Origin of the sequence: Janthinobacterium sp. PAMC25594, from assembly GCF_019443505.1 — a bacterium.
Taxonomy (GTDB): Bacteria; Pseudomonadota; Gammaproteobacteria; order Burkholderiales; family Burkholderiaceae_D; genus Janthinobacterium.
Map to the genome: position 1 here is coordinate 4,473,382 of NZ_CP080377.1, position 25,699 is coordinate 4,499,080.

Consider the following 25,699-nt stretch of genomic DNA (forward strand, 5'->3'; position numbering starts at 1 on the left):
TTTTATGGATAAAAGCATGGACATCACCGAATATATGCAGGACGTGGGCACGCGCGCGCGCGCCGCTTCGCGCGCCATGGCGCGTGCCGACAGCGCCACGCGCAACCGCGCCCTGACCCTGATCGCCGCCGCCATCGTGCGCGACGCGGACCTGCTGCGCGCGGCCAATCAACTCGACCTCGATGCGGCGGCGGCCGCCGGCCTGGCGCCGGCCATGCTGGACCGCCTGACCCTGTCCGACGCCGCCATCGCCACCATGGTCGAAGGCTTGACGCAAATCGTCGCGCTGGCCGACCCGATCGGCGAGATCTCGAACATGAAATTCCGTCCGACGGGCATCCAGGTGGGGCAGATGCGCGTGCCGCTGGGCGTCATCGGCATCATCTATGAAGCGCGTCCGAACGTGACGGTGGACGCGGCCGGCCTGTGCATCAAGAGCGGCAACGCGACGATTTTGCGCGGCGGCTCGGAAGCGATTCATTGCAACCGCGCGCTGGCCAAGCTGGTGGCCGAGGGCTTGCTGGGAGCAGGCCTGCCGGCCGATGCCGTGCAAGTGGTCGACACCACCGACCGCGCCGCCGTCGGTGCCCTCATCACCATGCCGCAATACGTGGACGTCATCGTGCCGCGCGGCGGCAAGGGCCTGATCGCGCGCCTGATGGAAGAGGCTACCGTGCCGATGATCAAGCACCTCGATGGCATTTGCCACGTCTACATCGACGCCAAGGCGGACCTGAAAAAAGCCGTTGATATTGGCTTCAACGCGAAGTGCCACCGCTACGGCACCTGCAACACCATGGAAACTTTGCTCGTGTCGCGCGCCATCGCCGCTACCGTGCTGCCGCAGCTGGCCGAACTGTACCTGACCAAGCAGGTGGAACTGCGTGCCGATCCTGAAAGCCATGCGATCCTGGCCGCCGCCGCTTATCCGCACCTGGTGCCCGCCACCGAGGAAGACTGGTCCACCGAGTACCTGGCGGCCATCCTGTCGGTGAAAGTGGTCGACGGCATCGACGAAGCGATGGATCACATCAACCGGTATTCATCGAAGCACACGGAGTCCATCATCACGGAAGACTACAGCGATGCGCTGCGCTTCCTGCGCGAAGTCGATTCCGCCTCGGTGATGGTGAACGCATCGACGCGTTTTGCCGACGGCTTCGAGTATGGCCTCGGCGCCGAGATCGGCATCTCGAACGACAAGCTGCATGCGCGTGGCCCGGTGGGACTGGAAGGCCTGACATCGCTCAAGTACGTGGTCTTTGGCCACGGCGAAGTCCGTAAATAGTCTCTTTCGCGGGTTGCCCACAAGGCGGCCCGTGCTCGCATTTTTCTCCACCTCTGACACTGGGAACCCCATGCTCTTTCTCTGGACCAAAGCCTTCCACATCATCTTCGTCATGTCCTGGTTTGCCGGCCTGTTTTATTTGCCGCGTATTTTCGTGAACCTGGCGATGGAGACGGAAACGGTGGCCACCGAGCGACTGCTGCTGATGGCGCGCAAGCTGTACCGCTTCATGTCGCTGCTGGCATTGCCGGCGATGGTATTGGGCCTGGCGCTGCTGTGGATGTTGTATGGCGGCGGCGAGGGCCGCATGAAGATTCCGGGCTGGATGCACGCCAAGCTGACGTTCGTGGTACTGCTGCTCGGCTACCACCATGCCTGCGGCGCCATCCTGCGCAAGTTCGAAAAAGGTCTCAACAAGCGTAGCCACAAATGGTTCCGCTGGTTTAATGAAGTGCCGGTGGTGATGCTGCTGGCCGTCGTCGTGCTGGTCGTGGTCAAGCCTTTCTAAGGGAGTCGAGATGAGTGCAAGCCAGAACAAAGTCGTGCAGTATTTCTTTGCGCCTCACTCGCCATGGACCTACCTGGGTCACGCGCGCCTGATGGCCATCGCCGCAAAGACGGGCGCACAGATCGACGTGCGCCCCTTCGACCTGGGCAAGGTCTTCAGCGTTTCGGGCGGCCTGCCGCTGGCCAAGCGCGCACCGCAGCGCCAGGCGTATCGCCTGGCCGAACTGGCGCGCTGGTCGGCCTTTTTGCAAGTGCCTCTGAATGTGCAGCCGAAGTTCTTCCCCGTCTCGCCGGAAGCGTCGGCCAAGCTGATCATCGCCACGCGCCTGGCGCACGGCGTGGAAGCATCGCTGAACCTGGCGCACGCCATCATGCGCGGCCTGTGGGCCGAAGAGCGCAACATCGGCGACGAGGAAACCCTGGTGCAGATCGCCGTCGATGCGGGCTTCGAAGGCCGCCAGTTGCTGAAAACATCCGAGACGGCCAGCGTGCAGGCCGAATACGATGCCAACACGGAAGCGGCGACTGCCGCCAGCGTCTTCGGCTCGCCGTGGTACATCGTCGATGGCGAAGGGTACTGGGGCCAGGACAGGCTCGACTTTGTCGAGCGGGCGCTGGGTAGGTCGGATTAGCGTGGCAAAGCCGCGCGTAATCCGACAAGCGCAGTGTGCGGCATGTCGGCTTACGCCCTGGCGGGCTAAGCCGACCTACGCCGACCTACGCAAGATATTGGATGTAGGTCGGATTAGCGCTGCACGCGTAATCCGACAAATTTTGAAATTTTTAGTTAATTGTTTTTCAACGGATAAAAGGTATCCTCATTATGGCTTCATATTTTTGCCCATGCCCGCGCGGCATGGAAGCGGCGCTGGCCGAGGAACTGGGCGAGATCGCCCTGGATAGTTCGACCATGAAGGTCCACAACCAGGTACCGGGCGGCGTCCATTGCTCGGGCGACCTGCTCGATTCCTACCGCATCAACCTGCATTCGCGCATCGCTTCGCGCGTGCTGATGCGCATGGCCCATTCCGGCTACAAGACGGAAAACGATATTTATGACCTGACCCTGGCGCAATCCTGGGAAGACTGGTTCGGCGTGCACCACACCATCCGCGTCGACGTCACTGCCGTCAAATCGCCGCTGCGCAGCCTGGAATTCACGACACTGAAAATCAAGGATGCGATCTGCGACCGCTTCCGCGACCAGTTCAACGAGCGCCCATCGGTCAACACCAAGACGCCGGACATGCGCATCGTCGGCTTCCTCGACGCGCACACGTTTACCGTGTATCTCGATACTTCGGGCGAAGCGCTGTTCAAGCGCGGCTGGCGCGAAGAGACGGGTGACGCGCCGCTGCGCGAAAACCTGGCCGCCGGCCTGTTGCGCGTGTCGGGCTGGAAGCCGGGCATGGTGCTGTTCGACCCGATGTGCGGTTCCGGCACCATCCTGGCCGAAGCGGCGCAGATGCTGCAGGGCATTCCACCGGGCGCCACGCGCCAGTTCGCGTTTGAAAACTTCCACGACTTCGATCCCGCGCCGTGGAATGCCATGAAAAACGCCATCAAGGTCAATCCGCTGCCGGCCGAACCGACGATTTTCGGCAGCGATATTTCGGGCGACATGGTGGCCATGACGCGCCATAACCTGCGTTGCGCCGGCGTGCGCTTCGACGTGCCCCTGAAACAGATCGAGGCGCAGGAAGTCAAGCCGCCAAGCGACGTGCCGGGCATCATGCTGACCAACCCGCCGTACGGCGAGCGTATCGGCGTGCGCGGCGACAGCACCATCCCGGAAGATGAACTGTCGACGTCGTTCTATTCGGCCATGGGCACGACCCTGAAGCAGCGCTTCGCCGGCTGGACCGTATTCCTCTTCACGGCCGACCTGGGCTTGCCCAAGCTGCTGCGCCTGAAAGAAGCGCGCAAGACGCCTTTCTTCAACGGCGCGCTGGAATGCCGTTTGTTCCGCTTTGATATGGTCGCGGGATACAACCGCCGCGAAGAAGCAAAACCTAAAAATATCTGATTAAACCTACTGCGCGTCGTGACTTGCGGCCTGCGGTGCTCACCGTACTAAAGTACGGTTGCGCTCTCGGCCACAATTCACTTCCGCTCGCTACGGTTTTCTCAGATATTTTGGCAGCTGAGAAATCCGGATGTGTCACCCTGGATCCGCCATGTTTCCCATCCCTCCGGCGAGTGTGCCGCCCGACCCGGTCACGCCCGTTCCGCCTCCCACCCCGAGCCACATGGCGCCGCTGAGCCGCGGTGCGCTGGCGATGATGCTGGCCGGCCTGTCGATGCTGGGGCCTTTGTCGATCGATACCTATCTGCCCGCCTTTGGCGCGATCCAGGGTTCGCTGCAGGCGTCGCCGCTGGAAGTGCAGCAGTCGCTGACGTTCTACATGCTGGCCTTTGCCGGCATGGTGCTGTGGCATGGGGCGATCTCGGACACCTTTGGGCGGCGCAACGTGGTGCTGGTATCGCTGCTGATGTTTGCCATCGGCTCGCTCGGCTGCGCTTCGGCGCACACGGTGCACTATCTGTGGTTCTTCCGCATCCTGCAGGGCGTCTCGGCCGGCGCCGGCGTGGTGATCAGCCGCGCCATCATCCGCGACCTGTATGCCGATGCGGCGGCGGCGCGCTTGCTGTCGCTGGTGACGATGATCTTTTCCATCGCCCCGGCCGTGGCGCCGATTCTCGGCGGCTGGATCGTCATCTGGTTCGACTGGCGCTCGATTTTCCTGTTCCTCGCCTTTTACACGGTCATTCTGCTGGCGTTCTGCTACTGGCGCCTGCCCGAAACCCTGCCGATGGAAAAGCGCCAGCCGTTCAATCCCCGTTTCCTGGCGTCGAGCTATGGCCAGATCCTGCGCTCGCCCCTGTTCCACATCAAGGCCGGCATCGTCGCCCTCAATTTCGCGGGCCTGTTCCTGTTCATCACGGCCGCGCCGGAAATGCTGCCCAAGCAGCTGGGCCTGGGGCCATCGCAGTTCGCCTGGCTGTTCATCCCCTGCGTGAGCGGGATTTTCATGGGCGCCCTGGCGGCCAACCGCATCGCCGGCAAGGTCACGTTCGCGCGCCAGATCGGCATCGGCTTTGCCTTCCTGCTGTGCGCCGCCAGCGTCAATGTCGTGTACCACCTGTTCCTGCCGCCATCGCTGCCCTGGTCGGTGCTGCCCCTGTTCTTCTACACCTTCGGCATGTCGCTGGTGGGGCCGGGCGCGACCCTGCTGGCGCTGGACCTGTTCCCGCATATCCGCGGCACGGTCGCCTCGTGCCAGTCGTTCGCCAGCACCTTGCTCGGTGCCGTGGTGGCCGGCGTGATCTCGCCCCTGCTGTCCGGTTCCGTGCTGTGGCTGGCTTCGGGCCAGCTGGCATTTACCGCCCTGGCGCTGACGCTGTGGCTGATCTCGCGGCGCTTCCGCCACCGTTTGCTGGGTTCCTTCAAGGCATAAGTTTCCACGGCAGAACGCTGGATTTATTTCAACTTAATTTTCTATATTGCAATTAATATTGGATGCTATGATAAGATGACTTTTTCCCCGGCATCCTCTCAGGCAGTCTATTTTTGGGTTACAGGAGTGGAGGATTCCTCTGGACGTGGCCGCGCTTCGCTGCTGAGCGCTCATCCTTTTCGAACCGGCAATGCCTGATACGATGCAACAATCTGATCAAGATATTCGCAATCGCCTGCTGATTGCCCGCCTGCCGGCCATGCCGCAGATCCTCATCAAACTGATCGCCCACTTGCAGGCCGACGATGCCGGCATGCCGGAGCTGGCCGCCCTGATCGCCAAGGATGCCGGCATGACCAGCAAGATCCTCGGCGTGGCCAACAGCTCGGCCTACCATCGCCAGGGCAAGGTCGTCAGCCTGGAACAGTCACTCGTGTCGCTGGGTACGGACATGATCAAGACCCTGGTCATCAGCGAATCCGTCTTCCAGACCTTCAACAGCTTTCCCCATTCCGGCAGCACGGATTTGCGCGCCTTCTGGCAAAGCTCGCTGTCGGTCGCCGTCATGGCGCGCGCGCTGGCCAAGGCCATGGCCTATCCGCACGTCGAGGAAGCGTATCTGGCAGGCTTGCTGCACAACGTGGGCCGCCTGGCCTTGCTGGCCACGGCGCCGAAGGAATACGCGTTCAATTTCACGGCGCGCGACGATGCCGCCCTGTGCGCGGTGGAGCAGCGCACCTTGCAGATCACGCATGCCGAAGCGGGCGCCTGGCTGATCGAGCGCTGGCAGCTCGATTCCTTCCTGGCCGACAGCGTGCTGTATCACCATGAACCGCTGGCGCGCCTGGAGGCCAGTCATCCCTTGATCCGCATCGTGCGCCTGGCGCACCTGCTGTGCTGCCATGCCGACGATGCGGAATCGATTGCGCAGGCGGCGCAATTCTGCGCGCTGGAGCTGGAGGTACTGGAAAACCTGGCCGGCGGCGTCGCGCGCCAGGTGGCACAGGCCGCGCAGCATCTGGGCATCGACCTGGCCGGCGCGGACGATATCGCCACCCCGCCCGCGTATGCGCCGCCATCCGTCGATCCGGTGCAGCAGCGCCTGTCCGACGAAGTGCGCAACATGGTGCTGGTATCCGAAGTGGGCCAGACCTTTGCCCGGCAGCAGGGCGAGAGCAGCCTGCTCGAAGCCATCACGCGCTCGGCGCGCATCCTGTTCGATTTCGACACCGCCATTATCCTGCTGCAAAACCCCACCGGTCATGCGCTCGTCGGCGTGGCGGCGGGCGAACATCAGCAGCGTCTGGCCGGCTTCTCGATTCCGCTGGCCAAGGGCGGGCCCCTGGCCGCCGCGGCGCTGGAATGCCAGCTGGCGTTCTTGAAACGCGATATGCCGGCGCTGGGCATCGTCGAGGAGCAGTTGTTCCGCATTCTCGGCACCGATAGCCTGGTCTGCGTGCCTTTGGCGTCGGGCCAGCGCAGCCTTGGGGTGCTGATCGGCGGCGTGGCGGCGTGGCAGATTGCCGCTTGCCAGAAGCGCGAGGGTTTCCTGCGCGCGTATGCCAACCAGGCCGCCACGGCGCTGGAAACGGCCGTCCATGCGCGCGGGCTGGCACGGCGCCAGCTCGATCACGTGGCCGAGGAATACCGCGCCGCGTCGCGCCGCGTCGTGCATGAAGTGAATAACCCGCTGTCCATCATCAAGAACTACCTGAGCGTGCTCGATCACAAGCTGGAGAAGCAGGAGCCGGTGTCGGGCGAGATGGCGATCCTGAACGAGGAAATCGACCGCGTCGGCCAGTTGATCGGCGGCCTGGCCGATCTGCAGCCGGTGGCCGCCAGCGGCGTGACCGATTGCGCGCGCGTGGTCGACGATGTGCTGCGATTGTTCCGCGCCACGGATTTCCTGCCGCCGAAGATCGAGGTGGTCACGCGCATGCAGGACGCGCCATGCGAGGTGGAGGCCGATGCCGACATGCTCAAGCAAATCCTGCTCAACCTGCTGAAAAACGCCATCGAGGCCTTGCCCGATGGCGGGCGCATCGAAGTGGCGAACCGTGGCCACGTCAACCGCGACCGCCGCCTGTACCTGGAACTGTGCGTCAGCGATAATGGCGCCGGCCTGGCGCCGGAAGTGCTGGCCAATCTGTTTTCCCCTGTGCGCAGCAACAAGGAAGGGGCGCATCATGGCCTGGGCTTGTCCATCGTGCATGACCTGGTCACGCGCCTGCATGGCGTGATCGGCTGCCGCAGCGGCAAGTCCGGCACCTCGTTTGAAATTTTACTGCCCATTCCCTTGCCAACGAGCGCTGCAGCCGCGCTGCCCGCGCCCGGCAATATCGCCCTGTCTTCGTAACGTCCATGAACTCCTTCGCCATTCCATTTGACCTGGAAAACAACCCGCGCATCCTGCTGGTCGATGACGAGCCCCGTTTGCTCGCTTCCCTCCACGAATTGCTGAAGGACCGCGGCTACCAGCTGTACACGGCCACCTGCGGCAGCGAGGCGCTGGCGCAGTTGTCGAAACTGCGCTTCGACCTGATCCTGCTCGACTTGCGCCTGCCCGACATGAGCGGCCATGAAATCATGGACCACATCAACCGGCGCGGCATCGAGGGCGACGTGATCGTCATGAGCGGCGACGTCGGCATCGAGGCGGCCATCGGCGCCTTGAAACGTGGCGCCTACGATTATCTGCGCAAGCCCTACAGCCGCGAGGAACTGCTCAAGACGGTGGAGAACGCGCTGCAAAAGCGCAAGCTGGCGCTGGAAAACGAGCGCATCGCGCTGCAGCTGGAAAACTCGGAAAAGATGTACCGCTACCTGGTCGACAGCTCGCCCGATATCATCTATACCCTGAACCACGAAGGCCGCATCACCTTCATCAACGATCGGGTACACCAGTTGCTGGGCTTTAGCCGCGAAGAGCTGATCGGCAGCCATTATTCGATCCTCGTGCATGATGAAGACCAGGAGCGGGCCCGTTATGCCTTCAATGAGCGCCGCATCGACGAGCGCGCCTCGCGCAATGTGGAGTTGCGCCTGAAGTGCCATAGCGGCAGTGGCAGCGACCGTACCTTCAACAACACGCTGGTGACGATTCCGCTCAATTCGATCGGCATGCACAGCCTCGATCAGGAAGCCCGCAAGCAGGAATACTTCGGCACCTATGGCGTGGCGCGCGACATCACCGACCGCAAACGGGCCGAGGAAGTCATCTCTTACCAGGCCTATCACGACATCCTGACGGACCTGCCGAACCGCATGCTGTTCAAGGATCGCCTGGGCCTGGCCGTGATCCAGGCGCGGCGCAAGCTGACGGAACTGGCCGTGATGTTCATCGACCTCGATCGTTTTAAACTGGTCAACGATACCCTGGGCCACGTGAAGGGCGACGAGTTGCTGCAGCAGGTGGCGTTGCGCCTGAAGGATTGCCTGCGCCGCGGCGATACCCTGGCGCGCCAGGGCGGCGATGAGTTCACCATCGTGCTGCCGGAGCTGCGCGACCGCCAGGATGCGCGCGTGATCGCCGACAAATTCCTCGAATGCCTGCACCAGCCCTTCGACCTCGATGGCAACCAGGTGCATATTTCGGCCTCCATCGGCATCGCCATCTATCCGGGCGACGGCGAGACCATCGACGAGCTGCTGCGCCATGCCGACATCGCCATGTACCAGGTCAAGGCGCTGGGCAAGAACGGCCACAGTTTTTATCGCGAGTCCATGCTCGACGTGTCGCACCAGAAGATCGCGCTTGAGCAGAGCCTGCGCAAGGCACTGGAGCTGAACCAGCTGGAGATGTATTACCAGCCGCAGGTGGACGTGATGACGGGCCGCATCGTCGGCGCCGAAGGGCTGATGCGCTGGAACCACCCGCAACGGGGCTTGCTGACGGCCGGCGAATTCCTGCCGTTTGCCGAGGAAAACGGCTTGATGCTGCCGATCTCGGACTGGATGCTGGGCGCCCTGTGCCGCGACCTGGTGCAGTGGAACGCGGCCGGCGGCGAAGCCGTGCGCCTGTCGCTGAATCTGTCGCCGCAGTACCTGGACCGAGGCGACTTTTTCGAAAAGATGCGCGGCGCGCTGACGCGCTACGGCATCGCGCCGGAAAAGATCGAAGTGGAAATCACGGAAAACATCTGCATCCGCAATCCGCAATATGCGATCGAGCAGTTGAACAAGCTGTGCCAGTTGGGCGTGTCGGTCGCCATCGACGATTTCGGCACCGGCTATTCTTCGCTGTCGTATCTGCACCGTTTCCCCATCCACACCATCAAGATCGACCAGTCGTTTGTGAAGGAAATCCACGACGAGCACGGACACTATCCCGTGATCCTGGCCATCATTTCGATTGCGCGCGGGCTGGGCCTGCACCTGATCGCCGAAGGCGTGGAAACGGAAGGCCAGGCGCGCTACCTGCAGGACAAGGGTTGCACCACGATGCAGGGCTATTTGTACCACCGGCCCATTTCGCTGGGCAGCTTCATCGGCGTTCTGCAGGAGCAGAACCGCCTGATCGCCGATGCCGCCCCCGTGCTGTCGCAGACGCTGGCCATCGAGGCCTGAGCCATGCCGCCTGCCGCTCCCCGCTCCACGGCCGCGCATTCCACGGCTGCTCATTACACGGCGGATTTCCTGCGCCTGAAAGGGCTGGCCGAGAAGGGTAATGCGAATGCCCAGCACAGCCTCGGCTTCATGTATTTCAACGGCCAGGGTATCGGGCAAAGCTATGCGCTGGCGCTGCACTGGTATGGCCTGGCCGCCGCGCAGGGGCTCGAGCACGCGCAATACAACCTGGGCGTGATGTGCCAGAAAGGGCAGGGCGTGGCGCAGGATTTTGTGCAGGCCGCGCACTGGTACCAGCAGGCGGCCGAGCAGGGTTACGCGGCGGCGCAGTACAACCTGGGCTGGCTGTATGCCAAGGGCCAGGGACTCGCGCAAGATAGCGGGCTAGCCATGCTGTGGTTCAGCCGCGCGGCCGAGCAGGGCGACGCGGGCGCGCAAAACAATCTGGGCATGATGTATGACAATGGCAAGGGCGTGCCGCAGGATTTCGTGCAAGCCATCAATTGGTATCGCAAGGCGGCCGCACAGGGCTATGCGCGCGCGCAGTTCAACCTGGGCCTGCGCTACGACAATGGCCAGGGCGTGCGGCAGGACCGCCAGCAGGCGACCGCCTGGATGCGCAAGGCGGCCGAGCAGGGCTATGCGCCGGCCCAGTTCAACCTGGCGCTGCGCTATGAAAACGGCGACGTGCTGCCGCAGGACAGCGGGCAGGCGATCAGCTGGTACCGGCGCGCGGCCGAGCAGGGCCATGCCAGTTCGCAGTTCAACCTGGGCCTGATCTACGACAATGGCCAGGGCGTGTCCTGCGATAAACAGGCGGCACTCGCGTGGTACGTGAAGGCGGCAGGGCAGGGCCACGCGGCGGCCCAGCACAACCTGGGCCTGCACCATGAACATGGCGCGCAGGACTATACCCAGGCGCAGGTGTTCTACCGCCAGGCGGCCGGGCAGGGTTTTCCCGCCGCGCAGTATCAGCTGGGACTCCTGCATGAGCATGGACAGGGCATGCCTGTCGATGCGCAGGAAGCCATCTTCTGGTACCGCAAGGCGGCCGACCAGGGACATGTGCGGGCGCAATTCGACCTGGGCCTGCGGTATGAACATGGCCAGGGCGTGCCGCAGGATCTGTCGCTGGCGCTGGAGTGGTACCGCCGCGCCGCCGAGCAGGATTACGCGCCGGCGCAATACATGCAGGGCGTCTTGCACGACCGCGACGATGGCCCGGCGCCCGACAGCCAGCAGGCCTGCGCCTGTTACTGCCGCGCCGCCGCGCAGGGCCACAGCCTGGCCCAGTTTGCGCTGGGCCTGCGGCACGACAATGGCCAGGATGTGCCGCAGGATTATGCCGCCGCCTGGGACTGGTACGCGCTGGCCGCGCGCCAGGGCCATGCGCGGGCGCAAATGAACCTGGGCTTGATGGCGGCCAGCGGCCAGGGTGGCCCGCTCGATTTGCAGCAGGCGTATATCTGGCTGTCGATGGCGGCGGCAGCCGGCGTGGCCGGTGCGGAAAAATCCTTGCGCCAGACAGCGGCGCGCATGCGCGAGACAGATCTGGTGCGGGTGCGCGAACACCTGGCGGCGATAGCAGGCTGAGCTGCGCCGCCGGCGTTAGCGTGCGCGGATACAACAGCAGGTGCTGTATAGTCCTTTCCCTCTGCCGTCTGCGGACCCCCTTGTTTGCCCTGGACACAACAAATTGCTGCAGTATTTGCAGTTTTGATGTGCTAATGTTCCAGAAGAAGGTGGTCTGACTATTCTTTAGAAAAGGAAAACCATGCGCCTGAACCCTTTCCCTGGCCGTCCGGCTGCCATCCTGTGCGTGCTGGCGCTGCTGTCGTCCGGCGCAGGCGCCGCCAGTCCCCTGGATGCCCTCAGCAACCAGGATGCCAGCAATGGTTTGAAAGCGGCGCTGCAAGCCGGTTCCGCTGCCGCCGTATCGAAACTGGGTGTCGAGAATGGTTTCCTGAACAACGACAAGGTCAAAATCAAGCTGCCCCGCATCCTGGAGCAAGCCCAGCCTTTGCTGAAAATGACGGGCCGTGGCCAGCAACTGGACGATCTGGTGGTGGCGATGAACCGTGCCGCCGAGTCGGCCGTGCCCATGGCCAAGCCTTTGCTGCTCGATGCGGTGAAGTCGATGAGCGTGACCGATGCAAAAAATATCCTGTCCGGTGGCGACACGTCGGTGACTGACTTTTTCCGCCAGAAGACCGCGGCACCGCTGGCCGTCAAATTCCTGCCCATCGTGAAATCCGTGACCGACCGTTCCGGCCTGGCCGGCAAATACAACAGCACCATGAGCCAGATCAGCAAGACGGGACTGGTGCCGCAGCAACAATCGACGGTGGAAGCTTACGTTACCGACCGGGCGCTTGACGGCCTGTATCTGATGATAGGCGAGGAAGAAAAAGCCATCCGCAGTAATCCGCTCGCTTATGGCAGCAAGATTATCGGCAAAGTGTTTGGCAGTTTGAAGTGAGTATTGACGCGTGCTGCGAAGCCGCAGGCGGCGTGTGCGCCGCACTGACAGGTGTAGTGCAAAGGAAACAAGTTAAGCATTTGCTACAAGAAAACAATGTTAAAATTCTGTGACATACGTTCCTGTGGCATGGTCAAGCAACGATCAATTGCCCGGAAGTGCCGAGTTTTAGTGGCGAACTGATGCGTGGCATTGCAAGATGCCCGTCGGTTGGCCTTTTTTCGTTTTATTCACGTTTCCCCAAGCTCATTGATTTTCTGAAGACATCGTCAGGAATTCCAGGTGCAGGATATTTTAGGTAGCCGGATTTGTTAAGCGTACTCAGAAAATCAATTAAATATACCTGGTGTGGCTGCTTGGTGCTTGGCGCGCCTTCGGCGATCGCCGCGACGTCGAATCATGGCGGTCAATCCGGGTATATCAATATGCCCAGCGCCGTGGTGGAAACGGACGGTACCTTCAGCGTCGGCTATAGCTACGACAGCCCGTATGGCCAGTTGTGGGCCACGGCGAATATCCTGCCTTTCCTGCAAATGACGGGACGTTATGTGTCGATCTCGGGCATTCCTGGTTTTACCAACGTGCCTGGTGAGTATGGCAGTGGGTATGGCCGCTACAAGGATAAAGTCGTCGACGGCAAATTGCGCCTGTGGACGGAAACGGAGTGGATGCCGTCGGTCGCCGTCGGCATGACGGACCTGTTCGGTACCGAGCTGTTCAAGGGGCAATACGTGGTTGCCACCAAGACTTTTGGCGCCAGCAAGAATATCGAAGCGAGCCTGGGCTATGCCCATAAACGCCCGGACGGCGTGTTTGCCGGCGCGCGCTGGACCCCGGCCGCGCTGCCGCGCTGGTCGGTGGTGGCCGAATACGATACAACGAATTACCTGCGCGACTTCCGCGCCAGCGAAACGAATGCGGGCAAGCGCCGCAAGGGCGCCTCCGTGGGCCTGGAGTACCGCTGGGGCTGGCTTGCCCTGCAAGCGGCACGCAACCGCGACCAGTTCAGCCTGAATGCTTTTGTCAGCATTCCGTTTGGCGAGCGCGAGTTCGTGCCCAAGGTGTACGAACCGGCGTATTTCGTCGACGACAAGAATCCACCACCGCTGCCGAGCAAGGAAGAGTGGCACCGCGACGCCGTGTACGGCGCCGATCTGGTGAAGGCGCTGGTGAAGCAGGACTACAAGAATATCCGTGTCGAGCAGGAAGGCAATACCCTCAGCCTGAGCCTGACCAACAGCCGTATTTCGAACATGGGCCGCGCCGTTGGCCGTGCCGCGCGCACTGCCGTCGCCTTCATGCCGAAGGGCGTGACGACCCTGCGCATCACGTACACCAAGCTGGACCAGCCGATCGCCACCTACGAATTCTTTGATTTGCCAAAACTGAACGACTATTTGGCAGGCAAGATCGACCGCAAGGCCTTCCTCGACGTCGTGCTGCTGCGCTATCCGGAGAAAAGCGATGTCATCCGGGATGATCAGCAAAGCTGGCTGAAAGAATTCCTCGACAAGCCGGCGCCCGTCGTGGCCGCTGCTCCGGCTCCGGCTCCGGCACCGGTCGTTGCCACCGCACCGACTCTCGCCATTGCACCCACTGCGCCTGTCCTTGCACCGGCGGTGCCCGCGCCCGCAGCCGATGTCCTCAAGGATGATGGCAAGCTGGCCGTCGGTGTCGGCGTCGATGGCGACGTGGTGCAGATCAAATCGCTGGACCGGGAGGCGAACCGTTTCAAAATCGCTCCCAAGGTGGGCTTCTTCTTCAATGATCCGAGCGGCGCCTTCCGCTATTCGATTTCGGCCGTGGCCAACTATGACCGCCGCCTGGGCGATGGCCTGTACCTGAATAGCGCCGCCAGCCTGCAGCTGCTGGAAACGGTGTCGGGCGTCAAGCAGCCATCGAACAGCAATTTGCCGCACGTGCGTACCGATATCGCGGAATACTTGCGCGGCGGACGTTTCTCGCTGAGCCGCGTCTTGCTGAACAAATACGACAATCCCGCCGAGCGCGTATATACCCGCCTGTCGGCCGGCCTGTATGAAGACATGTTCCGCGGTGTGGGCGGCCAGGTGCTGTACCTGCCGAAGGACAGCCGCTGGGCGGCCGACGTGGCCGTCGATGCCTTGCAGCAGCGTGGTTTCAAGGGCTTGCTCGACTCGCGCGACTACAAGACGGTGACGGCGATCGGCTCCCTGCACTACCGCTTGCCGCACGACATTACCGTCACGGCGCGCGCTGGCCGCTTCCTGGCGAAAGACACGGGCGTGCGCCTGGAATTCAAGCGCCGCTTCCAGTCCGGTATTGAAGTGGGCGCCTGGTACACGCATACGAACGGCAACGATATCACCAGTCCCGGCACGCCATCGAAGCCATACCAGGACCGTGGCATCTTCCTGTCCGTGCCGTTGAACAGCATGTTGCCGATGGACACGCAGTCGACGGCCGGCTTCGCCATTGCGCCATGGACGCGCGACGTGGGGCAGATGGTGGCCTCGCCGGGCGACCTGTACGACATGCTCGAGCGTCCGCGCGCCGACATGCACAGCTACGATGGCCTGGGTAACTTTGCCGAGCGCCCGGACGAACAGCACCTGCCTGCCGTCAATCCGCCAGACCGGCCGTTTGTCAGCCCATGGCCCGCCATGCGCGCGCGCCTGGAGCAATCCGCATCCGCTACGCCGAGCGCCCCTGAATGGCTCAAGGCGACGGCGGTGGTCGGGGGCGTGGTGCTGGCGTCAGCCCTCAGCGACAAGCCCGTCGACCGTTTCGTGAAGAAACATGAAGATTCCAAGGTTTACCGCAACTGGGACAAGCTGGGCAAGGCCATGCCATACGTGGCAGTGGGAGCGGCGGCGGCCGCCTTCGCTCTGGGCGATGAGCGCATGCAAAATACGGGACTCATTTCCCTGCAATCGGTTGCCGCGGCAACGGGCGTGGCGGTGGCCGGCAAATATGCGTTTGGCCGCGCCCGTCCGGAGGAAGACCTCGGAGCGTGGAGCCGTGTCGGCAGCGGCAGTTCCCGTTCGAATTCATCCTTCCCTTCCGCGCATGCCGCCATCGGCTTTGCCGCCGTGACGCCGTTTGCCAAGGAATACGATGCGCCATGGCTGTACAGCGTGGCTGCCGTGGGTTCAGCCGGCCGCATATTTGGCCGCAAGCACTGGGTGTCCGACACGGTCGCCGGCGGCATCGTCGGCTACGCCATGGGCAGCTGGCTGTGGCACGCGCAGCGCGACCAGAGCAAATCGGGTTTGTCGATCAATCCGGGACCGAAGGAAATCAGCGTGACCTGGCAGGGCAAGTATTAGGCGCTCATGGTGCCCCCTTTACTCATACAACATCATTCATCCAGACAAAGACCAGCATGAAAAAGCAACTTCGTACTTCCTCACCGTTCGTTAAACACATGATTTTCTCGGCTTGCCTGATGGGAATGGGTTCCGCCGTTGCACAAGACCTTGGGGCGAGTGACATTCCCAAAATGCAATCGATGGAGACGGGCAGCGGCCTGCCGGCCATTCGCAGCCGCGGCGAACAGCGCCAGGCGCAGAACCCGCCCGCCAGCCGTCCGGCCAAGCGTGCCGCCGCCGAAGTGGGGCCGTTTCAAGCCTATGCGGCAGGCGTCACAGGACAAAACCTGGCCATTTTTGGCAAGGATTTGTTCAGCGACGTGCCGTCCACCTTCGCGCCGTTTGATGCGGCCCAGGTCAATCAAGACTATGTCATCGGCACGGGCGACGAGCTGCAGGTGCGCGGCTGGGGCATGGTCGATATCGACGTCAGCGCCACGGTCGACCGCAGCGGCGCGATCTTCATTCCCCGCGTCGGCTCCGTCAAGGTCAGCGGCGTGCAGTACAAGGATCTGCAGGGCTACCTGAAGAAAGCCGTCGGCAAGATTTACAACAACTTTGAATTGACGGCAAGCATCGCCCAGACACGCGCCGTGCAAGTGTATGTGGTCGGCCACGCCGTGCGTCCCGGCACCTATACCCTGAGCGCCATGAGCACGCTGTTGAACGCCTTGTTCACCTCGGGCGGCCCGGACGCCACTGGTAGCATGCGCAACATCCAATTGAAGCGTGGCGCACAAACCGTCAGCACCTTCGACTTGTACGACATGCTGGCCAAAGGCGACAAGAGCAGCGACATGACCCTGCGCGACGGCGACGTGATTTACATTCCGGAAGTCGGTCCCCTGGTGGCCTTGACGGGCAATGTGAAGCAGCCCGCCATTTTCGAATTGAAAGGCAATGCCAGCCTGGCCGATGTGTTGACCTGGGCCGGCGGCTTCGATTCCGCAGCGGAAACGAAGCAAGTGATCGTTGAAAAGAACGTCGACAATCAATACAAGACGGTGGTGGAACTGATCGCCGATAAAACCGTCACCAGCACCCAGCTGGCGAGTATCCCGGTGAAACCGACCGATGTGCTGCGCGTGTTTGCGCCGGGCGCCGTGCCGGTGCAGGCCCAGATCCAGAATGAATACGTGCGCGTGGCCGGCGAAGCCAAACAAAGCGGCATCTTTCTGCTGAAGAAAGGCGAGACCCTGCGCGAGTTGATCGCCCGCGTGGGAGGTCCGAATGAAAATGGCTATCTGTACGCCACCCAATTGAACCGCGAATCGGTACGGCGTGCCCAGCAAGCCAAGTTGAATGAAGTGGCGGACCGTTTTGAACGCGACCTGGAGTCGAATGCCACCCTGCGCATGGGTGCCTCAGCCGATCAGGCTAACGCGGCTAAACTGGCTGCAGAAATTGAGCAACAGCGCGGCATCGTGAAAAAACTGCGCGGCATCAAGGCGGAAGGCCGCATCGTGCTCGATTTGCCTGGTGTGGAGACGCAAATCAAGAACTTTCCCGACCTGCCCTTGCAGGATGGCGATACCATCCTGATCCCGCGCCGCCCAGGCACGGTGGATGTGCTTGGCTCGGTATTCCAGCAAAACGCCTTTGTCTATCGCCCGCAGCGCACTGTGAACGATTATGTCCAGCAAGCCGGTGGTCTGACCGTCACTGCGGATAAATCCGAGATGTACGTGATACGCGCGGACGGCACGGCGCAGAGTGGACAAAGTACGGGCTGGTTTAGCGGCCTTGGCGGCACGGCATTAAATCCTGGTGATACCGTGGTGGTGCCGGAAAAAATCGATCGCAGCACGTTTATGCAGAGTTTGAAGGAATGGACTTCGATCTTTTATCAGTTTGGTCTGGGTGCGGCTGGTTTGAAAGTGTTGAAAAATTAATGGCCTGGCGGCTGCCTGGTTGTTCCGCGTACGGCGTACGGAGGAAAAATGAACCATGTTGGCATTTCAAATACGATGGGTTAATACTTGAAAGAAGAAGATGTCTGAGCAATTGAAAAATAGAGAGCGGAGTACGCTGGTGAATGAAAGTAATGACGAAATTCATCTATTGGATATATTGACTGCGCTTGCCAGGCAAAAAAAAATATTGTTCATGGTTCCGCTTGCAACGGGGGCATTGGCAATTGCTGCTGCATTCCTGATTAAGCCAACGTTCTCATCGACAGCGGTAATTTTACCTCCTCAGCAGCAAAGTTCAGGCGTCTCTGCCATGCTGGGGCAGCTTGGTGGATTGGCTGGAGCCGCCGGTGGTATAGCCGGGTTAAAAAATCCTAATGATTTGTATGTCGCCATGTTGCAAAGCCGGACCATCGCAGACAAGCTGATAAGCCGTTTTGATTTAAAAACACGCTTCGAGGTGGAAACGCTGGATGAAGCGCGCAAAAAATTGGATGGAATAGCGACCGCAGCCAGTGATAAAGCCGGCACTATTTCTGTGCTGGTTGAAGATAAAGATCCAAAGTTTGCGGCAGAACTGGCCAATGCCTTTGTCAGTGAGTTGTCGAATTTGACTACGGGGCTTGCGATCACCGATGCCGGACAGCGCCGTTTATTTTTTGAAAAGCAGTTAATAGCGGTTAAAGACGACTTGGCGAATGCCGAAATTGCACTGCGTAAAACCCAGGAAAGTACTGGCATGCTGCAATTGGACGGACAAGTCCAAGGAATTATCCGTAATGTTGCCCAATTGGAAGGAACGATTGCAGCCAAAGAAGTGCAACTGAATGCGATGCGTAGTTTTGCAACGAATAATAATCCGGATCTGTTGCGTTTACAGGGAGAAATTCAGGGATATCAGGCACAACTTGAAAAACTGAAAACAGGAAAATTATCCAAGGATGGCGATTTGATGGTACCGACCGGAAAGATTCCTGAAGTGGGCATCGAATATATACGCAGCTTGCGTAATGTTAAATATCAGGAAACTATATTCGAATTGCTGTCAAAGCAGTATGAGTTGGCTAAAATCGATGAGGCGAAAGAGTCGTCAAGTATACAAATTCTCGACAATGCAGTGCCGGCAGAAAAAAAATCAAAACCAAAAAAAATGATTATTATTCTTCTTGGTTTTATTGGTGGTGGATTCTTGGCATTGTTCCTGGCGCTAACACGTGACGCATACTTGCGGTCTACTAAAGATGAGGATGGAAACTATCGTTGGAACGTTTTGAAGAATGCATGGAGAGGCAAAAAAACCGATTGATGATCAATTCTGGATTGGCATGCCGACTGCATTTTGAAGAGTAAGGAAAGAAAAAATGAAAGCTGTTATTCTGGCGGGTGGACTGGGTACTCGTATTAGCGAAGAAACATCTACAAAACCAAAACCGATGGTTGAAATCGGTGGCAAGCCGATTCTATGGCATATTATGAAATCTTACTCCGCTCACGGCGTGAATGATTTCATCATCTGTTGCGGTTATAAAGGTTATGTCATCAAGGAATACTTTGCCAACTATTTTCTGCACACCTCGGATGTTACGTTCGACATGCAGAATAATCAGATGGAAGTTCATGCGCGCAATGCGGAACCTTGGAAAGTCACGCTGGTCGATACCGGTGACGAAACCATGACCGGCGGCCGCTTGAAGCGCGTCAAGCAATACCTGGAAGGCGAAGAAGCGTTCTGTTTCACTTATGGCGACGGTGTCAGTGATGTCAATATCACCGAATCGATCGCGTTCCACAAAGCGCACGGCAAAATGGCAACGCTGACCGCCACCCAGCCCCCGGGCCGTTTCGGCGCATTGATCTTGGATGGCCAGAAAATCAATAGCTTCCAGGAAAAGCCGCAAGGCGATGGCGCGTGGATCAACGGCGGCTATTTCGTGCTGTCGCCGAAAGTCATCGATTACATCGCGGACGACAGCACCACCTGGGAAAAGCAGCCGCTGGAACGCCTGGCCGCCGAAGGTCAGCTGGACGCCTTTTTTCACCGCGGTTTCTGGCAGCCGATGGATACCCTGCGCGACAAGGTGCAGCTGGAAGAGCTGTGGCAATCGGGTAAAGCTCCCTGGAAGGCTTGCTGATGAACGCAGCATTCTGGCAAGGCAAACGGGTCTTCCTGACTGGCCATACAGGTTTCAAAGGTGGCTGGCTCAGTTTGTGGCTGCAGCAACTGGGTGCCGACGTGACCGGCTATGCGCTGGAAGCACCCACTACCCCCAGCCTGTTTGAAGTGGCGGGCGTGGCGCGCGGCATGGTGTCGATTATCGGCGACGTGCGCGATGGTGAAGCGCTCAAGCGCGCCATGGCACAAGCGCGGCCGGAAATCGTGATCCATATGGCGGCCCAGCCGCTGGTGCGTTATTCGTACGTGAATCCGGTGGAAACCTACGCGACCAATGTGATGGGCGTGGTCAATCTGCTCGAAGCCGTGCGCGCCACGCCCGGCGTGCGTTCGGTGGTCAATGTTACCAGTGACAAATGCTATGAAAACCGCGAGTGGCCTTGGGGCTACCGCGAAAACGAAGCGATGGGCGGTTACGACCCCTATAGCAACAGCAAGGGTTGTGCCGAACTGGTGACGGCAGGCTACCGCAGTTCCTTCTTCAATGCCGAAAAGTATGCGGAACATGGCATTGCATTAGGCAGTGGCCGCGCCGGCAATGTGATCGGCGGCGGTGACTGGGCCATGGATAGACTGATTCCCGACATGCTGCGCGCCATTGGCGCCGGCCAGCCGGTGATGATACGCAATCCGCACTCGATCCGGCCGTGGCAGCATGTGCTCGAACCGCTGAGCGGCTATCTGACACTGGCAGAAAAGCTGTACACCGAAGGTCCTGTGCATGCCGAAGGCTGGAATTTTGGTCCGCATGACACCGATGCCAAGCCGGTCGAGTGGATTATCGAACGCATGACGCAAGAGTGGGGCGCCGGCGCGTCCTGGTCGCTCGACGGACAGAACCATCCGCATGAGGCGACTTATTTGAAGCTTGATTGCTCCAAGGCGCGTGGCCAGCTGGGCTGGCATCCGCGCTGGGACATCGGGCAGACGATCGCCAAAATCGTTGAATGGCACAAGGCCTTCGACGAGGGCCTGGACATGCGCGAGCTGAGCCTGGCACAAATCACGACTTATCAAAATACCTAACAAATTGAAGGCTGTATCATGAGCGAACAACTGACCCAACAACAAATCCGCGACCAGATCGCCGCCCTGGTGGCGCAATACGGTGCGCTGGCCAGCGTGCCGAAACCTTTCGAACCTGGCGTGACCGTGATTCCTCCGGCCGGCAAAGTCGTCGGCGCTCCTGAAATGGGCCTGATGGTCGAAGCGTCGCTGGACGCCTGGCTGACGACGGGGCGTTTTAATGACGAATTTGAAAAACGCCTGGCCAAGTTCATCGGCGTCGAATTCCTGATCACGGTGAACTCCGGTTCGTCCGCCAACCTGGTCGCTTTTTCCGCCCTGACGTCGCCCAAACTGGGTGCGCGCGCGATCCAGCCCGGTGACGAAGTCATCGGTGTGGCCGCCGGCTTCCCGACCACCGTCAATCCGATTTTGCAATATGGTGCCGTGCCCGTCTTCGTCGACGTTGAACTGGGAACGTACAATATTGATGCCAGCAAAATCGAAGCGGCCATTACCGACAAGACCAAGGCCATCATGCTGGCCCATACCTTGGGCAACCCATTCAATCTGGAAGTTATCGTCGCACTGTGCAAAAAGTACAATCTGTGGCTGGTGGAAGATTGCTGTGACGCACTGGGCGCCACGTATAACGGTCAGATGTGCGGTACCTTCGGCGATATCGGCACCATGAGTTTCTACCCTGCGCACCACATCACCATGGGTGAGGGCGGCGCTGTATTTACCAATAATCCGGAACTGAAAGCGATTGCCGAATCGTTCCGCGACTGGGGCCGCGACTGCTACTGCGCACCGGGTAAGGACAACACCTGCGGTCAGCGTTTCTGCTGCAAGCTGGGCACGCTGCCGGAAGGCTACGATCACAAGTACACTTACAGCCACCTTGGCTACAACCTGAAGATCACCGACATGCAAGCGGCATGCGGTTTGGCGCAGATGGACCGCGCGGCCGGTTTTGTACAGGCGCGCAAGGACAACTTCGCGTACATGAAAGACGGGCTGAAAAGCTGCGAGGAATTCCTGATTCTGCCAGAAGCGACACCAAACTCGGATCCATCCTGGTTCGGCTTCCCGATCACCTTGCGTCCAGAGGCCAATGTGGACCGGGTCAACCTGTTGACCTTCCTCGATCAACACAAGATCGGTACGCGTTTGCTGTTTGCCGGCAATTTGACGCGCCAGCCGTACATGATCGGCCGCAACTATCGCGTATCGGGCGAACTGACCAACACCGACCGCATCATGCACGATACCCTGTGGATTGGCGTGTTCCCTGGCTTGACCAAGGAAATGATGGACTTCTCGATCAGCAAGATCGAAGAATTTTTTGGCGTTAACTTCTAAGAAAGTACCTGCATGTCTACACCAGCAAAGCCATCCGCCGCCGTCAATGCGCTTAAAGCCAAGCTGGCCGTCGGTCAGGCGGTACTTGGCGTGTGGTCCATCATACCATCGCCGGTGGTGGTGGAAATCTTTGCACTCGGTGGCATGGACTTCGCTATCCTCGATATGGAGCACGGGATTTTCGATGTGAGCGGTCTCGATGGCTGCATCCGCGCGGTCGAGGCGGCTGGTGGCGTGCCACTGGTTCGCATACCTGGCGTTAATCCGTCGGCCGCGCAATGGGCGCTGGACTTGGGCGCACATGGCATTGTCGCGCCGCAGGTCAACAATGCGGGTGAAGCTGAGACCGTCGTCAGAATGGCCAAGTATGCGCCGCGCGGCACGCGCGGCTACAATCCGTTTACCCGCGCGGCGCAGTATGCGAATCCGCCGGACAACTGCTCTGGGAAGTTGAGTAATGATTTCTCACTGACTTGCGTCATTATCGAAAGCGAAAGCGCGCTGGCCGATATCGATGCCATCTGCGCCACGCCAGGACTGGACGTGGTCTACATGGGCATTTACGACTTGGCGGTGGCGCTTGGCTGTGATGGCAATACGCGCCATCCGCGCGTTACCTCCATAGTCGACAGCTCGATCCAGCGTATCCGCGCCGCAGGCAAGGCCGCTGGCATGATGGTGCGTAGCCAGCAAGACATTGCCGCCGCTTTGGCGCTGGGCGCGAACTTCCTGGTCTACGCGGTTGATACCTCGATCATCCGCGATGCCGTGGTGCGTGCGGTCACTTCTTTCGACCAGGAACACAGTATATTCCTGGCGCTTAACAATACTCCCGACATGATGGACCCGAAATGAAAATTCGAGTAGCTGACTATATTGCCTCGCGCCTGCTGGAGCAAGGCGTCAAACACGTTTTCCTGCTCAATGGTGGCATGATGATGCACCTGGTCGATACTCTCGGTCGCGAAGGCGGCCTCGGTTATATCCACCATCACCACGAGCAAGCCAGCGCGATGGCGGCCGACGGCTACGCGCGCCGAAGCGGCGAACTGGGCGTATGCTATGCGACCAGCGGCCCTGGCGCGACGAATATTCTGACAGGTCTGGCTGGCGCGTGGCAGGATAGCACCCCGCTGTTGTTCCTGACCGGCCAAAGCAAAAGTACCCAGACCATCCAGGGTTCCGGCATCGCCGGCCTGCGCCAGTTCGGCACGTTTGAAGTCGATATTGTGCCTATCGTTACCTCGGTGACCAAGTACGCACAGATTGTCATGGATCCTTCGACCATCCGCTACCACTTGGAAAAAGCGCTGTACCTGGCGCAATCGGGCCGTCCTGGACCTGTTTTGCTGGACTTGCCGCTGGACGTGCAGGGTGCGTTGATTGACCCTGACGAATTGCCAGGTTATGTGCCCGAGCCCCTGGCTCTGGCGCCATCAAATGCCAACGTGGCGGAAGTGTTAGCCTTGCTGCAAGGGGCGCGCCGGCCGTTGATTCTAGCCGGCTATGGCGTGCGCTGTGCCAATGCAGTATCACAACTGCAACAATTGGCTGGTCAACTCGGCATTCCTGTCGCCACTAGCCAGCTGGGCAAAGATGTGATGTATTTCGACCACCCCCTGTTTGTTGGCCATCCGGGACCGAAAGGTGATCGCGCCGGCAATTTCGCGGTGCAGAGCGCTGATGTCATCCTCAGTATAGGCTGCAGTCTGCATGGCCAGACCACCGGCTGGGAAAGCGAGCTGTTTGCACCGTCCGCCGTCAAGATCCAGGTCGAACTCGACGCGGCCGTGATCGCCCGTGGGCAAGTTGGCGTCAGTCACGCGATCCAGGCCGGCAGCCTGGAATTCATCGACGCCTTGCTGGCCGCTTCGGCCGGCACGACTGCGCCCGACTGGAGTGCATGGCGTGCTTGTACCCAGTCATGGAAAGAACGCTACCCGGTCAGCGCTGAAGCGCATGTGCACAATGATGCCGTCAATTTCTACCATTTCGCCGAAGAACTGAGCCGCATGCTGGCCGACGATGCTTGCGTAGTTGCCGATGCGGGCTCGGCATTCTATGTGATGGGCCAGGCCTTGCGCGTCAAAAATGGCCAGCGCTTCATCTCTTCCGGCTCGATGGGCGCCATGGGCTTCGCCTTGCCGGTGGCCAATGGCGCCGCCACCACGGGCGCCGCCGGTCCGACCGTTTGCGTCACCGGCGATGGTTCCCTGATGACCAACGTACACGAATTGTCGACGATGAGCCATTTCGGGCTGAACGTGAAGCTGTTCGTCATCAATAACGATGGCTATGTATCGATGCGCAATACCCAGCGCGATTTCCTCGGCGCCCACTATGTCGGCGCTGACAGCCGCAGTGGTGTATTTATACCGAGCATGGAATCGATGGCGGCCAGCTATGCGCTGCCGTTCGTGCGCTGCGACCGGGAGGAAGACCTGGCGGCCACACTGGCACAAGTGATGGCGATGGATGGCCCAGTACTGTGCGAAATTGTCGCGCCGCGCGACCAGAAGATTATCCCTAGCGTGGTGTCGGTCAGGCTGCCAGACGGGCGCATGCGCTCGAGCAGCATCGACAGCATGTTCCCGCACCTGGCTGACGAAATCCAGGCGCGCGAAATGGAACAGGCAGCCGCCCTATGAAACACATAGCCATCCTTGGCGCCAGCAGCCAGATCGCCAAAGACTTGATTTGCCTGATGGCCCCGCAGGACGATACACGCTTGCAACTATACGTGCGTGACCTGGCGCCGGCGCAACAGTGGCTGGATCAGCTCGACCTGGCCGAACGTTGTGCGTTGTATCTGTACGACGCGTATGGCCAGCATGAGCATGACGCCGTGATCAACTTCGTCGGCGTCGGCGATCCGCAGCGCGCTGCCAAGATGGGGGCATCGATCTTTAGCATTACCCAGCAGTACGACGACATGGTGATGGCTGGCCTGGCGCAACATCCGCAGCGGCGTTACATTTTCCTGTCCAGTGGGGCGGCCTATGGCAGCACTTTCCTGGAGCCTGCCGGACCTGCTACGCAGGCCGCCATTTCGATCAATGCGCTGACGCCGCAAGAGTATTACTCGGTCGCCAAGTTGCACGCCGAATGTCGCCATCGCGCCCAGCCCGAACTGGCGATCACGGATATTCGCGTATTCAACTGCTTCAGCCGCACGCAAGACATGGCGGCGCGTTTTTTCATCACCGACATCGTGCGCGCGATCCGCGAAAATACCGTGTTGCAGACATCTCCTGACTACATGGTGCGCGACTTCATGCACCCGGAAGATTTTCACCAACTAGTGAACTGCATCCTGGATGGCCCGCGGCGCAACGGCCCGATCGACTGTTATACTCGCGCCCCTGTCGACAAGCCAGCTCTGCTTGAAGCGATGAAACGGCAATTTGGTTTGCAATACGAATTTGTCGGCGCCGCCTCCGCCATGGTGAATGCCACAGGCGCCAAGCCGTACTACTATTCGTTGAACCGGCAAGCCGCCGAGTTGGGTTACCTGCCAGCGTATTCCTCACTCGACTGTATCACGAAGGAAACTGCCAGCATTCTCGGACGAGATCCACATTAGAGACTAACGGGTCCC

General features: G+C 60.2%; 18 protein-coding genes. All 18 read left to right on the top strand.

Annotated elements, in window-relative coordinates:
* Window positions 1-16: 16 nt before the first annotated feature.
* The 18 genes from KY494_RS20020 to KY494_RS20105 all read left to right on the top strand — a co-directional run bounded on the left by KY494_RS20020 (window position 17) and on the right by KY494_RS20105 (window position 25,684).
* Complete coding sequence (locus tag KY494_RS20020) at window positions 17-1,288, top strand: glutamate-5-semialdehyde dehydrogenase (protein ID WP_219887969.1); 1,272 nt, start codon at window positions 17-19, stop codon at window positions 1,286-1,288.
* A 70-nt stretch (window positions 1,289-1,358) separates the two neighbouring features.
* A complete protein-coding gene (locus KY494_RS20025) occupies window positions 1,359-1,796 on the top strand; it encodes a CopD family protein (RefSeq protein ID WP_219887970.1) in 438 nt (145 codons plus the stop codon).
* A 10-nt stretch (window positions 1,797-1,806) separates the two neighbouring features.
* A complete protein-coding gene (locus KY494_RS20030) occupies window positions 1,807-2,427 on the top strand; it encodes a 2-hydroxychromene-2-carboxylate isomerase (RefSeq protein ID WP_219887971.1) in 621 nt (206 codons plus the stop codon).
* 224 nt (window positions 2,428-2,651) lie between these two features.
* A complete protein-coding gene (locus KY494_RS20035) occupies window positions 2,652-3,821 on the top strand; it encodes a class I SAM-dependent RNA methyltransferase (protein ID WP_219891668.1) in 1,170 nt (389 codons plus the stop codon).
* Between the two features lie 151 nt (window positions 3,822-3,972).
* Entirely contained in the window at window positions 3,973-5,253 is a 1,281-nt protein-coding gene (locus tag KY494_RS20040; RefSeq protein ID WP_219132491.1) for a multidrug effflux MFS transporter, read from the top strand.
* A gap of 202 nt (window positions 5,254-5,455) precedes the next feature.
* The gene (locus KY494_RS20045) at window positions 5,456-7,609 is read left to right on the top strand and encodes an HDOD domain-containing protein (RefSeq protein WP_258194345.1); all 2,154 of its coding nucleotides are present in this window, start codon (window positions 5,456-5,458) and stop codon (window positions 7,607-7,609) included.
* Window positions 7,610-7,614: 5 nt separating this feature from the next.
* Window positions 7,615-9,819 (top strand): EAL domain-containing protein, encoded by a 2,205-nt coding sequence (locus tag KY494_RS20050; protein ID WP_219887973.1) that lies wholly within the window; start codon window positions 7,615-7,617, stop codon window positions 9,817-9,819.
* A gap of 3 nt (window positions 9,820-9,822) precedes the next feature.
* A complete protein-coding gene (locus tag KY494_RS20055; RefSeq protein WP_219887974.1) occupies window positions 9,823-11,412 on the top strand; it encodes a tetratricopeptide repeat protein in 1,590 nt (529 codons plus the stop codon).
* A 181-nt stretch (window positions 11,413-11,593) separates the two neighbouring features.
* Window positions 11,594-12,298 carry a DUF4197 domain-containing protein gene (locus KY494_RS20060; protein WP_219887975.1) on the top strand — a complete coding sequence of 235 codons (705 nt, stop codon included), beginning with the start codon at window positions 11,594-11,596 and terminating at the stop codon, window positions 12,296-12,298.
* A gap of 425 nt (window positions 12,299-12,723) precedes the next feature.
* Window positions 12,724-15,606 (top strand): YjbH domain-containing protein, encoded by a 2,883-nt coding sequence (locus KY494_RS20065; protein WP_219887976.1) that lies wholly within the window; start codon window positions 12,724-12,726, stop codon window positions 15,604-15,606.
* Window positions 15,607-15,662: 56 nt separating this feature from the next.
* Window positions 15,663-17,540: an SLBB domain-containing protein gene (locus tag KY494_RS20070; RefSeq protein ID WP_219887977.1), complete on the top strand. Its 1,878-nt coding sequence runs from the start codon at window positions 15,663-15,665 to the stop codon at window positions 17,538-17,540.
* A 100-nt stretch (window positions 17,541-17,640) separates the two neighbouring features.
* Window positions 17,641-18,864 (top strand): Wzz/FepE/Etk N-terminal domain-containing protein, encoded by a 1,224-nt coding sequence (locus KY494_RS20075; protein ID WP_219887978.1) that lies wholly within the window; start codon window positions 17,641-17,643, stop codon window positions 18,862-18,864.
* Window positions 18,865-18,919: 55 nt separating this feature from the next.
* Window positions 18,920-19,690 (top strand): glucose-1-phosphate cytidylyltransferase, encoded by a 771-nt coding sequence (rfbF, locus tag KY494_RS20080; protein WP_219132503.1) that lies wholly within the window; start codon window positions 18,920-18,922, stop codon window positions 19,688-19,690.
* Window positions 19,690-20,757, top strand: coding sequence for a CDP-glucose 4,6-dehydratase (gene rfbG, locus KY494_RS20085; RefSeq protein WP_219132504.1), 1,068 nt, complete (start codon window positions 19,690-19,692; stop codon window positions 20,755-20,757). The genes rfbF and rfbG overlap by 1 nt, the downstream gene beginning before the upstream one ends.
* Window positions 20,758-20,775: 18 nt before the next feature.
* On the top strand, window positions 20,776-22,101 hold the full coding sequence (gene rfbH / locus KY494_RS20090) for a lipopolysaccharide biosynthesis protein RfbH (RefSeq protein ID WP_219887979.1): 1,326 nt from the start codon (window positions 20,776-20,778) through the stop codon (window positions 22,099-22,101).
* A gap of 12 nt (window positions 22,102-22,113) precedes the next feature.
* Window positions 22,114-22,956 (top strand): HpcH/HpaI aldolase/citrate lyase family protein, encoded by an 843-nt coding sequence (locus KY494_RS20095; RefSeq protein ID WP_219887980.1) that lies wholly within the window; start codon window positions 22,114-22,116, stop codon window positions 22,954-22,956.
* Complete coding sequence (locus tag KY494_RS20100; RefSeq protein WP_219887981.1) at window positions 22,953-24,749, top strand: thiamine pyrophosphate-binding protein; 1,797 nt, start codon at window positions 22,953-22,955, stop codon at window positions 24,747-24,749. Before KY494_RS20095 ends, KY494_RS20100 begins: the two co-directional genes overlap by 4 nt.
* Window positions 24,746-25,684 carry an NAD(P)-dependent oxidoreductase gene (locus tag KY494_RS20105; protein WP_219887982.1) on the top strand — a complete coding sequence of 313 codons (939 nt, stop codon included), beginning with the start codon at window positions 24,746-24,748 and terminating at the stop codon, window positions 25,682-25,684. The genes KY494_RS20100 and KY494_RS20105 overlap by 4 nt, the downstream gene beginning before the upstream one ends.
* The last annotated feature ends 15 nt before the right edge of the window (window positions 25,685-25,699 follow it).